The sequence below is a fragment of the Nitratiruptor sp. YY09-18 genome (assembly GCF_016593235.1).
Classification (GTDB): Bacteria; Campylobacterota; Campylobacteria; order Campylobacterales; family Nitratiruptoraceae; genus Nitratiruptor.
Genome location: NZ_AP023065.1, coordinates 1,073,034 through 1,087,577 on the forward strand (window position 1 = coordinate 1,073,034; position 14,544 = coordinate 1,087,577).

Consider the following 14,544-nt stretch of genomic DNA (forward strand, 5'->3'; position numbering starts at 1 on the left):
ATACCCTTTGAATTTTTTATGCAATTATACTCAATTTATACTCTCTTCAAGCCACTTCAAGTAATCACTACTTCCATGCGAAACCTCTAGCACTACAAGTTCTGGAACTTCATAGGAGTGAAGTTCTTTGATACGATTTTCGACTTTATCAAGTGAAGTTGTTTTGATAACCATTTGCACTTCACTATCTTCGACAATCTCACCTTGCCAAGAGTAGATGGATGTAAGATGGGGGATGATACTCACACATGCTGCCCTCTTCTCTTCTACCAAAATCTTGGCTATTGTCTTGGCTTCATCCATATTTGGCGCAGTGCATAAAACTACTACCATCCTATCCTCCTAGCACCTGTGTGCCTATACCCTCGCTTGTAAAGATCTCAAGAAGTAGCGAATGCTCAACTCTTCCATCAATGATATGGGCTTTTTCAACTCCTCCTTCAATCGCTTCAAGGCAAGCATCTACTTTTGGAATCATTCCACCGCTGATTGTTCCATCAGCTTTGAGGAGTTTGATCTTCTCTTCGGTGAGTGTTGATATGAGCTTTCCTTCTTTATCCAATACTCCAGGAGTATCGGTGAGGAAAATGATCTTTTTGGCTTTCAAAGCTGCTGCTACTTTGCTCGCACAAAGATCTGCATTGATATTGTATCCTGGATGACTCATCTTATTGCTAGCAGCAATGGGTGCAATAACTGGAATAAACTGCTCTTGCAATAGATTGTGCACCACTGCTGGATCTATATGATCAATAATACCGGTATAGCCAAACTTCTCAAAGTCTTTAGGACGTGCTGTGATAAAATGCGCATCCTTTCCACTGATTCCTATAGCCTTCGCGCCGTGGTTATTAAGCAGACTTACAATCTCCTTGTTGATATCACCACTGAGCACCATCTCCACAATCTCCATCACCTCTTCAGTAGTAACTCGCTGCCCATCAATAAAGTGAGTATCGATATGGAGACGATTGAGAATCTCGGTGATACGTTTGCCGCCCCCATGGACGATTACAGGTTTGATCCCCACTGTGTAGAGGAGAAGTATATCTTGCGCAAACTGCTCTTTGAGCTTTTGGTCAGTCTGCGCACTTCCGCCATATTTGATCACAAATACTTGATCGCGAAACTTCTTGATAAAAGGGAGAGCATCAAGGAGTGTTTGAACTATTTGTATCTTTTTTTGCATCGACGCTATCCTTTATATACTTTTCTACTTTTTTTCGTAACTCTTGTGAAACCTCTATCTCTAGATCCAAAAGGGAGAGCGGATAGTTAAATTTTTCTAATTTTACCAAGTCTTTGCTTGTAACCAAGAATGATGTAGGCTGCTCTTTTTGCCAAATCTGCTCCAGCTCTTGAGCGCTAAAGTAGTGGTGATCCTCAAAGTGGTATTTCTTAATATTTTTGGGCAAATAGAGATCAAGCCTTTGGGGGTTTGCAATTGCTGTGAGGAGTACCATCTTTTGTGTGGGATTTTTGATTGTAACTTTTCGCCAAAAATCTCTCCCTTCTTGAACTAAAGCGTCTGCAAATTTTATAAAAAACCTTGGTAGTCTATAGGGACCTGCAGGAAGGCAAAGAGGGTTTGGCGGATTTGTATCAATAACAATATCAAACTTTTTTATGCAGTGGTGAAATGCATCATCTAAAAAGATAGTCTTCGCTCCATCTGCTATTGCTGTTTTTATTGCTTTTACTCTATCCTCACAAACATAGACACTTGCATGTGGCAAAGACTTTGCCAAAAGCATCGCTTCATCACCGCTTGTTGCTATATCAGTGAGAATCTGCCCATATTTACTCACTTGCACGAGGCCTTTTGAATGACGCTTATAGCCTCGAAGAATGACTGCCACATCTTCATACTCTTTTGCTAAAGCTATGAGGAGTGGAGTCTTTCCGCTTCCACCAACTGTGAGATTTCCAATACTTATGACAGGGATCTGCGGATTATACTTTTTGCATAGTTTCTTAGAAATTGATGTAGCACAATAAAGAAGAGAAAGAGGAGATGCAAGTATGCTCACCATCCAATGGTACCATGAGGGAGCATAAAAGCTCTCCTCAAAGAAAGCTACTATACTCTTGATTGAGCCACCTCTTTGATCTGTTCAATGACATATCCTACATCATCATCACTCATGTCTGCATGAATTGGAATCGACATGATCTGCTGAAAATTGCGCAATGCTTTTGGATAGTCATTGACTCTGAGCGAATACTTTTGCTTGTAGTAGCTAAGTAGGTGCAATGGAATGTAGTGCAGGCCTACCTCGATGCCTCTTTTGTAGAGCTCTCTTGCAAAGGAGTCTCTGTTTTTGTCAATTTTGATGATAAAGAGCGAATAGGTATGGTCTCTTAACTCTTTTGGCAGTGTAATATGCGGTGTATTGGCAAGCTCTTTGTGATATATTGCAGCAATTTCTTTACGTCTTGCAATACGCTCATCATTTTTTTGCAACTGCGCTATGTTAAATCCTGCATCAATGCCGCTTTGTTCATACTCTAGACCGATATCTACTACATCGTATACATACCCTAAAGTTCCCTGATCATCCCACTCTTTTTTTATCATAGCATTTTGGCGCAGAAGTCTCGATCTGTAATCAAGTTCTTCATTGAAAGTTGTGAGCATTCCACCATTAGCAATGTTGTGATATCTATGTGGATTAAAACTAAATGCTGTCATATCTGCTTTGAGTGAACCAATCTTTTCGCCATTATATGTCGCTCCCATCGCGTGGGCAGCGTTTTCGATGATCAAAATACCAAAGTGATTTGCAATGTCGTAGAGTCTATCAAGATCTGTTGGCTGTCCTGCCACATGATTGATAATTGCACCTTTGAGTTTTTTACTCTTGTTTTTACTCAAAATCGCTTCCATTGTATCAAGATCGATATTGAAATCATCTTCATTAATATCGACAAAAATAGGTTCAGCATCAAAGTGGCGCACCACCTCTGGAACATTTGGATAATCATTGACACTACATATGATCTTATCGCCACGCTTGAGGTCTATTGCAGTCATTGCTAGGTGGAGTGCAGCAGTCTCATTGCTAGTAGCAATTGCATAGTCTGTGCCGATATATTCTGCAAATGCATCTTCGAGTTCGGCCTCTTTATCGGCACCCTGTATGGCTTCGTCTATCTGTTTTTGCTCTTCCTCACCAATTTGTGCAGAAAATAGTGGTATGTGCTTCATTGCTATCTCCGGTTAGTTATTTTCGTAAATCTATTTTATTAAATTTTTGCTTAAATGATTCTTTTATATATAACTCTGGCTCTTAATAATAATATTTTTTTACAGTAGATAATAATTATTTACAAGAAATTTTATCCTTTGCAAGGAGCTCTATCTCTTCACAGACAAAGCCTGCAGCCTTCCTCGCAGCAATATTGAGATCCTTTTTTGAGTGAAGCGTTCCTGGATAGACTCGCTCCACCTGCTTCATATATTCAGCTATCAAGTCATCAATTCCATCAACTTTACAAGCCCAACGAAACCAGTAATCCCCTCGTTTGACATGATCGATCTCTTCTTGCAAAATGATATTGAGTGCTTCACGGATCTTTTGTGCAAAAGGATCTTTGAAAGGAGCCAGTTTTTGGATGATTTTTGGATTTGCATCCAATCCATTTGCCTCCAGATATCTCGGAACCACACTCATGCGGCCAATGAGCGTTGGCGTAGCTTTTGCTGCATCATAGAGCCCGCTATGGACTGGAAAATCTCCATATCTGTATCCAAGCTCATGCAAAAGCCTCTCAATCATGAGAAAATGCCGGCACTCATCATAGGCTACTTTGATCCAGTCACTATAGAACTTTTGAGGAAGATTGCGAAATCTTTGTGCTGCATCAAGAGCCAAATCGATAGCACTATACTCAATATGAGCAATTGCATGCAGCAGTATTGCTCTACCCTCTTTCGTATCAAATCGCTTGCGCCTTGGAACCTTCTGCGGATCTACTACTGTGCAAAAGGCTGTAAATGAAGGCTCCTTCCATGCATACACAGGAGCATTCATTGCAAAATCATATCTTGCGAAATTTTTATAAATTTTGCTACACTGCTCTATCTTTTGATGCGGATCAACACACTGAAGTGCCGTGATAACTGATTGAAAAAATTCCATTACTATCCTTAAGGAGCTATTTTGCAAATACAATACCAACCAATGGGACAGTATCAAACTAATTGCTATATTGTATCAATTGATGGCAAGGATTTCATAGTAGACCCCGGAGTCGGGGCTACCCAATGGGTACTTTCTCACGTCAAAAATCCTGTGGCAATTCTCAATACACATGGTCATTTTGATCATGTCTGGAGCAATGCCGAGCTCAAAGAGCAGCTCGATATTCCCATCGTCATCAACAAAGAGGATAGCTTCATGCTTCAAAGTGACCAATTTGGCATACAGGTGCCAAAATGCACTCCTGATATTAAAGTGAGTGGTGATGAGGAGATTGAAATAGATGGAGTCAAGCTAAAGTTTTTGCATTTTCCAGGTCACACTCCAGGATGTAGCGTGATCGATTTTGGGGATTTTTGGTGTAGTGGAGACTTTATTTTTCGTGGAAGCATCGGGAGGGTAGATTTTCCGTACTCCGATCCAGAAGCAATGCGCAAAAGTCTTGAAAGATTTAAATCACTTCCCTATGATAAACCGGTCTATCCAGGGCATGGAGAGCCCACAACTATTGCAGATGAGCAAAGGTTTGTCGATTACTGGCTACGCGCTATCTGACTGCAAATACATGTTTTAGGGTTACATAGGTTTTAAAAACCCCTTGCATCACCTCAACTTCACCTACAAAAGCGCGTACTTCCACTTGCGCTTTTGGATATTCACTCTCGAGCACTTTTGCTTCATAGACTACCTCATCTCCCACTTTTACAGGAGCTTTGAACTTCACCTCAGCTGCAATGAGCACTACATTTGGCTCATTCACAGCTACCATAGCTACAAAATCTGCAGCTCCGAAAGTAAAGCCTCCATGCACGAGGCCCTCCTCATCAGCTGCCATTTTGGGGCTTGTTTTTTGCACAACTTTCGCATAGCCGGGCTTGAGCTCCACTATTTCCCCACAAAGCTCTCTATCGATTTTGAGATGGGTTTTAAGCATCGCAAAACTCTTTTTTGTAGAGCTCTTCATCAAATCCTACAATCACTTCACCATTATCTAGCTCTATTACAGGTCTTTTGATAAGAAGATTCTCTTTGCAAAGCCACTCTCGTTTCCCATTCTCATCGAGGTTGAGCTCTTTGAGTTTTAACTGGCGATACTTTGTTCCTTTTGTATTGAAGAGTTTATCAATGGAGACTTTTTTGAGCCAACTATCAATCTTGTCACATCCTACAGGCTCTTTTTTAAAATCGACAAACTCATACTCCACTCCGCACTCATTTAATAGCTTCAACGCCTTTTTGACACTTCCACAAGTTTTGATACCATACACTTTTATCATCTCTTCTCCTTTCTATTTTTTACACGTATATAGACTCGTTTTGGAGCTGGATAGCCCTCAACAGTTTTACTCAGATCTTGGGGATCGAGAAAGTTTTCCAAACTCTCTCCCAAAATCCAATCAGTTTTTCTTTGCTCTTCAAATGTGGTTGGCTTTGTAGCCAAAACTTCAAAATCATATAGTCCTGCCTTTTCGCACCAGTTTTGCAACGCTTTAATTGTTGGGACAAAGTGGACATTTGGAATTTTAGAATAAGTAGTTGCAGGACACAAAGCCACTGGCTCATCTCCTTCGATATAGAAACTATCCAAAAAGAGCTCTCCACCCTCTTTGAGCGCTTTTTTTATACCTTTGAGCATTGCGATAGGATCGCTACGATGATAGATAACACCAAGGCAAAAGATTGTATCAAACTTTTTGCCATAATATGGAAGATGCTCTACTCCCAAAAGTTCATATACTATATCACTTTTTACAAAATGATTGATAAAATCAAATTGCGTCTTAAAAAGAGGCGATGGATCAAAACCTGTTAAAGAACGGGGCTTGTGTGTGAGCATGCGCAGCATATAATAACCGTTATTGCATCCCACGTCTGCGACATCTTTATCTGCTAGATTAAAATAAGGTTCTAAGAGATTGTATTTGATGAAGCTCTTCCATTCACTATCGATAAATGTGCCTATAACCTCAAAAGGCCCCTTACGCCATGGTCGCATCGCCCAGGCAATGTTTTGCACTTTTTTTTGTATATTTTCATCCACATCAGCTTCGATTTTGATAATATCGCCTAAACAAATTTTGGCTTCAACTTCAGGCAACTCATGCAACATTACTCTTAAAGGAGCGATATTTTTCCACTCTAGCCACCTTTTTCGCTCCTCTTTTATCTTTTCTATATCCATCCTCTATCCAGCTTCAATTTTTTTAGCAATTATAATCAATTTTGTTACAATCTTGATTATATTTTTGCAAAGGCCTACTATGCTCTTGCTCTTTGCCACGAAACAGGAGGCTCTGCCATTTATAGATGCTCTTCAGCTCCGACCATTTGAAAAAGAGCCCTTTTTACTCTACCACAATAGCCATTTTCGCCTCATCATTAGTGGCATTGGACGTATTGCAGCTGCGAGTGCTGCTACATATGCTTTAGCAAAAGAGAGAGAACCACTTGTCAATATTGGCTATGCTGCCGGACAAGAGGCGGGAATCTATGAAATAAAAAAGATTATAGATAGTTGTACGCATAAAGTATTTCATATATCGCCAAAGACAAACCTCCACCAAGCTGCCTGCACTACAGTAGATATTCCAGCATCCAAGCCTCTCAAAACCTTAGCTGATATGGAAGCGAGTGCACTTGTGGAGGTAGCCAAAAGATTTGCTGTGCCATTAACTATTATCAAAGTAGTAAGCGATAACTTTGCTCCACAAAAGTGTGAACACTCTCATACATTGATGGAAAAGTATGTAGATAAGATCTTAAGCCAACTTCATATACAATTATCAAAAAATTTCCAAGGATAGATATGACCCTGCAAAAGAAAGCGACGGTAGTAGCAAGTATTGTAGCGACTATTCTTGTCATTATCAAACTTATTGTGGGGATATTGAGTGGATCAGCTGCTGTTCTTGCAAGTGCTATAGACTCAATACTTGATATTGCAGTCTCGATGTTTAACTATTTTGCAATTTCAAAAGCTGAAAAAGCACCAACAGAGAAATTTAACTACGGTCTAGGAAAAATTGAAGCACTTGCTGCAGTAATAGAGGGGACTATTATTACCATTTCTGGTCTTTTTATCCTCTACAAAGGTATCCACAACATCATTACAAAGGAAAAAATTGCATATCTTGATGCATCGATAGTAGTAATGATCATATCGATAGTTCTAACAGGATTTTTGGTAACTTTTCTCAATTATGTAGCGAAAAAGACAAACAATATGGTTGTTAAATCTGATGCACTTCACTATAAAACCGACCTCTTTAGCAATGCTGCTGTACTTCTTTCTTTGGCTGTTATTTATTTTACAAATTGGCACTGGATAGATGGTGTCTTTGGTATAGCTATTGCGATCTACATCATCAAAGAGGCGTATGAGCTAATCAAAGAGGGAACTTTGATGCTTTTGGATGTTTCGCTTGAAGATGAAACTGTAGAAAAAATTAAAAAAGTTATAACTTCACAACCAGAGGTAACCAATTACCACTATCTTAAAACTCGCAGAAGCGGAGACACAAATTTTGTAGATGTGCATGTAGTCTTTACTCCAGAGATTTCGCTTCTCGATGCGCATGCAGTATCAGATAGGATCGAAGATGCTATCAAGAAGTTAGATCCTAACTCAAAATGGCATATCACTATCCATCTTGATCCGTATGATGACTTACCACACGAGGATTAACGCGCAAACTCAATTGCGCGCTGCTCCCTAATAACATTGACTTTGATCTCACCTGGATACTGTACCTGGCCCTCAATATCTTTTGCTATCTCTTTAGCTAAAAGTACTGCTTCATTATCAGTCACAAGCTCAGCGTTGACAATGACACGCACTTCACGTCCAGCATTGATAGCATATGCTTTTTTCACGCCCGGTTTGCTCAGAGCTATCTCTTCGATTGCCTGGACACGCTTGAGGAATGCCTCAAGGACTTCGCGTCTTGCACCAGGTCTCGCAGCGCTGAGAGTATCTGCAGTACACACTGCAGCAGCTTCGATACTTCGTGGCTCCTCATGGCCATGATGTGCATAGATAGCATTGATAACAACATCAGGCTCTTTGTAGCGTCTACACACATCTGCTCCAAGATCCACGTGGCTTCCACTGTACTCATGAGTAAGCGCTTTACCGATATCGTGCAAAAGACCTGCCCGTTTAGCTAGAACCTCATCGCCACCCATCTCAGCAGCCATGATGCCAGCCAAATGTGCAACCTCAAGAGAGTGGCCGAGGGCATTTTGCCCATAACTTGCACGGAATTTGAGACGTCCTATGAGCTTGATGAGCTCAGGGTGCATCTGCCCAATTCCAAGTTCAAGCACAATCTCTTCACCCTCTTCTAAGAGCTGTTGGTCAAACTCCTCCTTGACCTTCTCATAAATCTCTTCTATGCGTGCTGGCTGAATGCGGCCATCCTCTACGAGTCTTTCGATCACTTTTGTGGCAATTGCTCTGCGATAGAGGTTAAAAGAACTCAAAATAATGGCATTTGGAGTATCGTCGATGATGATATCCACGCCCAAAAGCATCTCGAGAGTCTTGATATTGCGACCCTCTTTTCCGATGATGCGCCCTTTTATATCATCACTTGGAATATTGACAGTATTTATGAGGCGCTCAGCTGCAAACTCCCCCGCAAAACGTGTAGTCGCCTGGGCAATGATATAATTAGCTCGTCTTTTTGCTTCTCTCTTGGCCTCCTCTTCATATTTGCGCACAATATTGGCGATCTCTGTGCGAGACTCCTCCTCAACCTTTTGCAAGATAAGCTCTCTTGCTTCTTGGGCTGTGAGGCCAGCTTGTAGTTGCAATGCTTCCATAACTTCGTTGTATTTCTCTTGATATTCAGCCTTGAGGCGCTCATACTCCTCGCGAAGTGCATTGATCTTTTCTCTCTCTTCTTTTAATTCCTGCTTTTCAAGAGTAATGTGCTTGAGTTCGTCTTTGAACATCTGTTTCAAAGACATCTCTTTTTCCATCAATTCACTAAAACGGTCATCATACTCTTTTTTAAGCTCTTCAAGCTTATTTTCGAAGTCTTTTTTGAGAGCTAGTTCACTCTCTTTGACTTTTACTTGAGCATTTTTGAGCACTATTTGTGCTTCATGCTCTATCGCTTTTGCTTTTGCTTTTGCCTGCTCTTCATAGATGCGGAATTTATCTTTTTCTATCTTTTTTGCTGCGAAATACCCTGCAGCGCCACTTATAATGGCGGCAGAGCTTCCTACCAATAATTCTACCCACATCACTATCCCCTCGTATTATTATTTTTTGCGGGGTAATCAACAAATCGCCTAAAACATCGTATCTATCGGTAACCTGTTTGTTTGTTATGCACGCTTTTTGCTGTACAAAAACAGTTAGAGGCCTCTTTGGCACAGTGGCAAAATATCTATCATACATACCTTTACCAAAGCCAACTCTTCTAAAATTCCCGTCTACCCCGATAACGGGAACAATAGCCAAATCTATATTACGTTGAAATCTTGAATTTTTTGGTTCTTTTATACCAAATCTTTTTTGCTGCAACGGTAATCGATATTTTACCACCTTGAAACTTTGCCCTTGCATAAAGGGGACAAATAAGTTTACTTTACGCCGCAGAGTTTTAAAAAGCGCACTTATATCTACTTCATGCTCCATTGGAATATAGAGTAAAATATTACGTGCCTTTGAGAGTGCAATCAACTTCTTTAATATCTGATTTATTTTTGAGCGATCATACGATCTTGCTCCACTTTGCAAGAGCAGTTTTTTGCATTTTTGTCTCAATTGACCCTTCGTCCAACGCACTTTTAAGCCTTCTTTGCATATAATTAAAAGAAAAGGGATAAGACTTGAAAATTTTCATACCCTTTCTTCTTGCCATTTTTATTATAACAGGATGCCAGAAAAAAGAGCACGAAGAGCATACAAAAACGCAACAAGCAAAGCAAGAGAGTGTGCAAAAGCCAAAACCTAAACCTCTACGCTCTACATTTACTCTTCGCGATACAAACAGTACAATTGCACTGAAGATCAAAAACAACGCGATTAAGATACCAAATAGCAAAAAAGTCGTAGCACTTCTTTTCTTTACTACATGGTGTCCATCGTGTAAAGCTGAGATCCCTGAGCTTGAAGCTGCAGCCAAAAAGTTTAAAAATATGCAAATAATCGGAATACTGCTTGATCATACGAACGATATAGATAAGTTTAAAAAGGATGAGAAGATAGACTTTTTTGTCTCTACCAATATCAAAGAAAACCAAGAACTTGCTAAACGGCTCTATCCAATGGTACAAGCTCCTGCAACTATGCCAATTCCCTTGACAATAATCTTTGTTGATGGTAAATATTTCGTACACTATCTAGGAGCAGCTCCTTATGAGATGATAGTTGCAGATATGCAAAGAGTTGAAGGAGAGTGATGTTTGGATTTATAAAAAAAGCGCTTAAAAAAACTGTCCAAAATATAGAAGAGAATGTAGAAAAAAAAGAGTATGCAACACCTGAGGAGATAGAGGATGTCCTTCTTGAAGCTGATGTGGAATATGACCTTGTTGAGAAAATCGTCAACTCTCTCCCATCTAAAGTCAATCGTGTAGCATTAAAAAATGAGCTCCTCTTTCTCTTTAAACCAGCCACAACAAAAGAGATCGATGTCAAGCCTTTTGTAGAGCTCATCATCGGCGTCAATGGAGCAGGCAAGACTACAACTATAGCAAAACTCGCCTATCGCTACTTACAGGAAGGTCGTAGCGTGATTTTAGGTGCAGGAGATACCTTTCGCGCTGCAGCGATCGAGCAGCTCTCACGCTGGGCCCAAAAACTTGGAGTCCCAATAGTAGCTAGCAAACAGGGGCACGATCCAAGTGCAGTAGCATATGATACTATCGCCAAAGCAAGAGCAAAAAATATCGATAATGTCCTCATCGATACTGCAGGACGCCTCCATACCCAGTCAAATCTTGCACAAGAGCTCAAAAAGATCGTGCGTGTATGTGACAAAGCGATGCTAGGAGCACCACATCGCAAACTCCTCGTCATCGATGGAACCCAGGGAAACTCTGCCATCAATCAAGCTGAGGCTTTCAATGAGATGGTGGGAGTAGATGGCATTATTGTGACAAAACTTGATGGGACGGCAAAAGGTGGGGCACTCTTGAGTATCTCAAATAAGCTCCAACTGCCGATCTTGTATGTAGGAGTTGGGGAGAAGATGGAAGATCTTGTTCCCTTTGATCCAAATGAGTATGTGGATACGATTTTAGATGCAATTTTTGCATAGTCATTTAGAGCTACTCTTTTGGCTTGGTGTTTTTGTCATTATATTTTTTTATGTGGGGTTTTTATATATGCGTTTTCGCTATGAAAACTTCGATTTTTCGAAGCACAAATTTATCGCAATTATTTATATTGTTTTGATGGTTTTAACTATTGTTGTATGGCGCTATCTGCTTGGCATAGTTTTCAATGAGAAATTCTTAGAGATGATCATCACAAATATAGAAGTATAATATGGCAAAGAAAAAGACTCTTTTTGAGTGCCAGGCATGTGGCTACCAAAGTAGCAAATGGATGGGAAAATGCACCAACTGTGGTGCATGGGATAGCTTCATAGAACTCACAAAAGAGCAGATCGAAGCTACGAAAGAGTTAGCTAAAGCCTCTCCATCCCAGGTAAAAGCCATCACAGATATTGGTGAGGATAGGGTTGAGCGCGTCTCCACACATATTGATGAGCTTGATCTTGTGCTTGGTGGTGGTCTCGTCACAGGCTCACTAGTACTTGTTGGAGGAAGCCCAGGAGTTGGGAAGTCTACACTACTTCTTAAAGTCTGTGCAAACTTAGCAAAAGATGGAAAAAAAGTGCTCTATGTGAGTGCAGAGGAGTCATCAGGTCAGATCAAACTACGCGCCAATCGCATAGAGGCAAACCATCCAAATCTCTACCTCATGAATGAACTAATATTAGAAAACATCATCGCACATGTGCAAAGCGAGCAGTATGATCTTTTGGTCATAGACTCCATTCAGACAATCTACTCCAATGAAATTCCTTCAGCCCCTGGTTCAGTCAGTCAAGTAAGAGCCGTAACTTTTGAGCTTATGCGTTTAGCAAAAGCTCAAAAACTGCCAATCTTTATCATAGGCCATATCACCAAAGAGGGTGCCATTGCAGGACCTAGGGTACTTGAGCACATGGTAGATACTGTACTCTACTTTGAGGGTGATAGCTCCAAAGAACTACGCCTTTTACGAGGATTTAAAAACCGCTTTGGTAGTATTAGTGAAGTAGGGATCTTTGAGATGACTAAAAAGGGGCTGGTGAGCGCCAAAAACATTGCTAAGCGTTTCTTTGATCGTAAGCATACAACTGCAGGCTCTGCTGCTACTGTTGTGATGGAGGGTTCAAGACCTATAATTTTGGAGGTGCAAGCATTAGTTGCTGAGAGTGGCTACCCTACTCCAAAGCGGAGTGCTACAGGATTTGATGCTTCAAGGCTCACGATGCTTTTGGCACTGTTAGAAAAAAAGTTAGAGCTCCCATTCAATCAGTATGATGTCTTTGTCAATATCGCAGGAGGTATCAAAATAGGTGAAACTGCAGCCGACTTAGCAGTCATTGCAGCAATTCTCAGTAGTTTTCGCAATAGGCCGCTGAGCGCAGAAACGCTCTTTTTGGGTGAAGTGGGACTCACTGGTGATATTCGTGATGTGATGATGCTTGATCAGCGTCTCAAAGAGGCTGCCTCGCAAGGGTTTACAAAAGCAATTGTGCCTTCAAAACCTTTGCAAAAAATTCCTCTCAAAACATTTGTAGTTGATAGCGTCGAAAAAATTATAGACTGGATGTAAGGAGCAGTTATGAAAAATTGTAGAGCACACATGGCTATGGAGGAGCGCTACGCAAGACTTGAGATAGATTATACAAGTATTGAAGAGAAGAAAAAGATCTGCAATCTTGTCAATGATCTCATAGCCAAATACCATATCTCCCCGCAAATTACCGTTGAGCCAGCAACTGTTGAGACTGGAGAGTATGTGATCGAGTTTCATGATGATTATGACAAGAAGGCTGGACCCTTCTTTGAAGAGCTACTAGCCTCTCTTGGTATAAAAAAGTGTGACTAGCTACCAATCAAGAAACAAAAAGAGGCTAGAGAGGAAGTAGTTGGCTGCAAATATTGTCATAGCGGCATAGACGACTGCTTTGGTAGTTGCAATTCCTACTCCTCTTGCACCACCTCGTGTAAAATAACCAATATACGTCCCAATGATACTGATAAGATAGCCAAAAACTACTGCTTTGATCACACCAGTACCAATATCACTAAATTCAAGATAGGTTGTGATTGTGTTTTTGTATTCAGTGGGATTGACTCCAAGTGCTACAGTAGATATGAGGTATGCAGCGATATTTGCCAAAAAAACGAATATGATGACAAGTACCGGCGTAGAGATAGTTGTAGCAATTATACGAGGAATCAAGAGATATTTTCTACTATCAATGGCTAATGTATCTATAGCATCGATTTGCTCTGTTACTCGCATCGTTCCAAGCTCTGCAGTCATAGCACTTATCGCACGCGATACAAGCATCAAAGCGCCAAAAACAGGACCAAGCTCTTTGGATATAGAGACAAAAATCGTATAGCCCATGAAACTCTCTGCACCAAATTTATGGAAACCGTGATAGAGCTGGATCGCTTCTACAAGACCTGTAAAAATAGCTGTGAGTGAAATAACAAAGAGTGATCCAACTCCCACTGAGTCGATCTGCTGTAAAATCTCATGCATACGCAATGGCGGCTTGAAATAGAGAGGCAAGAGCTTTATTTCAAAAATGATAAATGCACCAAATTTTTCTAATGAGCGGAAAAATGAGACAAAAGGAAGCCCCATATAGTACAATATACTCTGCATGCATAGCCCTCTAACTTTTGCGCTATTTTAACAAAAAAAGGCTTTGATTATGTATATTGGAATCGATTTGATCAAAATAGAGCGTATTGAGAAGATGAGAGAGCGTTTTGGTCATAAGGGTTTGCAGCGTTTTATGCTCCCCAGTGAGATAGAGACTTTCAAACGGAGCGAATCTATTGCAGGTGTGTGGGCAGCAAAAGAGGCAATCGCCAAAGCTCTTGGCTGTGGTATAGGCAAAGACCTTGCATTTCATGATATTCTTCTATCTAAAGATGAAAGAGGTGCTCCAAAAGCGATACTTCTTAATAATAAAGACCAAGTTTTTGGGATTAAAAAAATAGCTCTTTCTATCTCTCATGATGGCGAATATGCAGTCTGTGCAGTACTCATTGTCTAAATATGTTACAATCTGTTATACAATAAAAAGGA

At 40.5% G+C, this 14,544-nt stretch carries 20 protein-coding genes; 9 read left to right on the plus strand and 11 right to left on the minus strand.

Translation table 11 applies throughout. The features are described 5' to 3' along the window. Nucleotides 1-30: 30 nt before the first annotated feature. From cutA to JG734_RS05795, 5 genes are all read right to left on the minus strand, one after another. Nucleotides 31-333 carry a divalent-cation tolerance protein CutA gene (cutA, locus tag JG734_RS05775; RefSeq protein WP_201332355.1) on the minus strand — a complete coding sequence of 101 codons (303 nt, stop codon included), beginning with the start codon at nucleotides 331-333 and terminating at the stop codon, nucleotides 31-33. A 1-nt stretch (nucleotide 334) separates the two neighbouring features. Beyond that, a complete protein-coding gene (argB, locus tag JG734_RS05780; protein ID WP_201332356.1) occupies nucleotides 335-1,189 on the minus strand; it encodes an acetylglutamate kinase in 855 nt (284 codons plus the stop codon). Next, nucleotides 1,152-2,033, minus strand: coding sequence for a tetraacyldisaccharide 4'-kinase (locus JG734_RS05785; RefSeq protein ID WP_236586805.1), 882 nt, complete (start codon nucleotides 2,031-2,033; stop codon nucleotides 1,152-1,154). The genes argB and JG734_RS05785 overlap by 38 nt, the downstream gene beginning before the upstream one ends. A gap of 47 nt (nucleotides 2,034-2,080) precedes the next feature. After that, nucleotides 2,081-3,208: a DegT/DnrJ/EryC1/StrS aminotransferase family protein gene (locus JG734_RS05790; RefSeq protein WP_201332357.1), complete on the minus strand. Its 1,128-nt coding sequence runs from the start codon at nucleotides 3,206-3,208 to the stop codon at nucleotides 2,081-2,083. Nucleotides 3,209-3,323: 115 nt separating this feature from the next. Beyond that, a complete protein-coding gene (locus JG734_RS05795) occupies nucleotides 3,324-4,142 on the minus strand; it encodes a ferritin-like domain-containing protein (RefSeq protein WP_201332358.1) in 819 nt (272 codons plus the stop codon). A gap of 21 nt (nucleotides 4,143-4,163) precedes the next feature. Between JG734_RS05795 and JG734_RS05800 the strand changes: the two genes are divergently transcribed. Beyond that, nucleotides 4,164-4,757, plus strand: a complete 594-nt coding sequence (locus tag JG734_RS05800; protein ID WP_201332359.1) for an MBL fold metallo-hydrolase — start codon at nucleotides 4,164-4,166, stop codon at nucleotides 4,755-4,757. Here JG734_RS05800 and JG734_RS05805 read toward each other — a convergent pair. Genes JG734_RS05805 through cmoB form a run of 3 tightly spaced genes read right to left on the minus strand, consistent with a single transcriptional unit; the run spans nucleotide 4,750 to nucleotide 6,384 of the window. Continuing rightward, nucleotides 4,750-5,166, minus strand: a complete 417-nt coding sequence (locus JG734_RS05805) for a hotdog domain-containing protein (RefSeq protein ID WP_236586806.1) — start codon at nucleotides 5,164-5,166, stop codon at nucleotides 4,750-4,752. The two genes, JG734_RS05800 and JG734_RS05805, sit on opposite strands and share 8 nt — an antisense overlap. Then, entirely contained in the window at nucleotides 5,129-5,479 is a 351-nt protein-coding gene (locus JG734_RS05810; RefSeq protein WP_236586807.1) for an arsenate reductase family protein, read from the minus strand. Before JG734_RS05810 ends, JG734_RS05805 begins: the two co-directional genes overlap by 38 nt. Then, a complete protein-coding gene (cmoB, locus tag JG734_RS05815; RefSeq protein WP_201332360.1) occupies nucleotides 5,476-6,384 on the minus strand; it encodes a tRNA 5-methoxyuridine(34)/uridine 5-oxyacetic acid(34) synthase CmoB in 909 nt (302 codons plus the stop codon). Before cmoB ends, JG734_RS05810 begins: the two co-directional genes overlap by 4 nt. A gap of 79 nt (nucleotides 6,385-6,463) precedes the next feature. Between cmoB and JG734_RS05820 the strand changes: the two genes are divergently transcribed. After that, on the plus strand, nucleotides 6,464-7,006 hold the full coding sequence (locus JG734_RS05820) for a hypothetical protein (protein WP_201332361.1): 543 nt from the start codon (nucleotides 6,464-6,466) through the stop codon (nucleotides 7,004-7,006). A gap of 2 nt (nucleotides 7,007-7,008) precedes the next feature. Further along, the gene (locus tag JG734_RS05825) at nucleotides 7,009-7,887 is read left to right on the plus strand and encodes a cation diffusion facilitator family transporter (RefSeq protein WP_201332362.1); all 879 of its coding nucleotides are present in this window, start codon (nucleotides 7,009-7,011) and stop codon (nucleotides 7,885-7,887) included. Here the strand turns inward: JG734_RS05825 and rny are convergent. Then, nucleotides 7,884-9,452 carry a ribonuclease Y gene (gene rny, locus JG734_RS05830; protein WP_201332363.1) on the minus strand — a complete coding sequence of 523 codons (1,569 nt, stop codon included), beginning with the start codon at nucleotides 9,450-9,452 and terminating at the stop codon, nucleotides 7,884-7,886. The genes JG734_RS05825 and rny overlap by 4 nt on opposite strands. After that, nucleotides 9,364-9,978: a 5-formyltetrahydrofolate cyclo-ligase gene (locus tag JG734_RS05835; protein WP_201332364.1), complete on the minus strand. Its 615-nt coding sequence runs from the start codon at nucleotides 9,976-9,978 to the stop codon at nucleotides 9,364-9,366. The genes rny and JG734_RS05835 overlap by 89 nt, the downstream gene beginning before the upstream one ends. Before the next feature lie 65 nt (nucleotides 9,979-10,043). On the opposite strand from JG734_RS05835, the gene JG734_RS05840 reads away from it, so the two are divergent. Genes JG734_RS05840 through JG734_RS05860 form a run of 5 tightly spaced genes read left to right on the plus strand, consistent with a single transcriptional unit; the run spans nucleotide 10,044 to nucleotide 13,323 of the window. Further along, complete coding sequence (locus tag JG734_RS05840; protein ID WP_201332365.1) at nucleotides 10,044-10,616, plus strand: TlpA disulfide reductase family protein; 573 nt, start codon at nucleotides 10,044-10,046, stop codon at nucleotides 10,614-10,616. Beyond that, a complete protein-coding gene (gene ftsY, locus JG734_RS05845; protein ID WP_201332366.1) occupies nucleotides 10,616-11,476 on the plus strand; it encodes a signal recognition particle-docking protein FtsY in 861 nt (286 codons plus the stop codon). The genes JG734_RS05840 and ftsY overlap by 1 nt, the downstream gene beginning before the upstream one ends. Further along, entirely contained in the window at nucleotides 11,460-11,705 is a 246-nt protein-coding gene (locus JG734_RS05850) for a hypothetical protein (protein ID WP_201332367.1), read from the plus strand. Before ftsY ends, JG734_RS05850 begins: the two co-directional genes overlap by 17 nt. Before the next feature lies 1 nt (nucleotide 11,706). Beyond that, the gene (gene radA, locus JG734_RS05855) at nucleotides 11,707-13,047 is read left to right on the plus strand and encodes a DNA repair protein RadA (protein ID WP_201332368.1); all 1,341 of its coding nucleotides are present in this window, start codon (nucleotides 11,707-11,709) and stop codon (nucleotides 13,045-13,047) included. A 9-nt stretch (nucleotides 13,048-13,056) separates the two neighbouring features. After that, nucleotides 13,057-13,323 (plus strand): hypothetical protein, encoded by a 267-nt coding sequence (locus JG734_RS05860; protein WP_201332369.1) that lies wholly within the window; start codon nucleotides 13,057-13,059, stop codon nucleotides 13,321-13,323. Here JG734_RS05860 and JG734_RS05865 read toward each other — a convergent pair whose 3' ends face one another. Then, nucleotides 13,324-14,115 carry an ABC transporter permease gene (locus JG734_RS05865; RefSeq protein ID WP_201332370.1) on the minus strand — a complete coding sequence of 264 codons (792 nt, stop codon included), beginning with the start codon at nucleotides 14,113-14,115 and terminating at the stop codon, nucleotides 13,324-13,326. A 49-nt stretch (nucleotides 14,116-14,164) separates the two neighbouring features. On the opposite strand from JG734_RS05865, the gene acpS reads away from it, so the two are divergent. After that, nucleotides 14,165-14,512, plus strand: coding sequence for a holo-ACP synthase (gene acpS, locus JG734_RS05870; RefSeq protein WP_201332371.1), 348 nt, complete (start codon nucleotides 14,165-14,167; stop codon nucleotides 14,510-14,512). Nucleotides 14,513-14,544 lie beyond the last annotated feature (32 nt).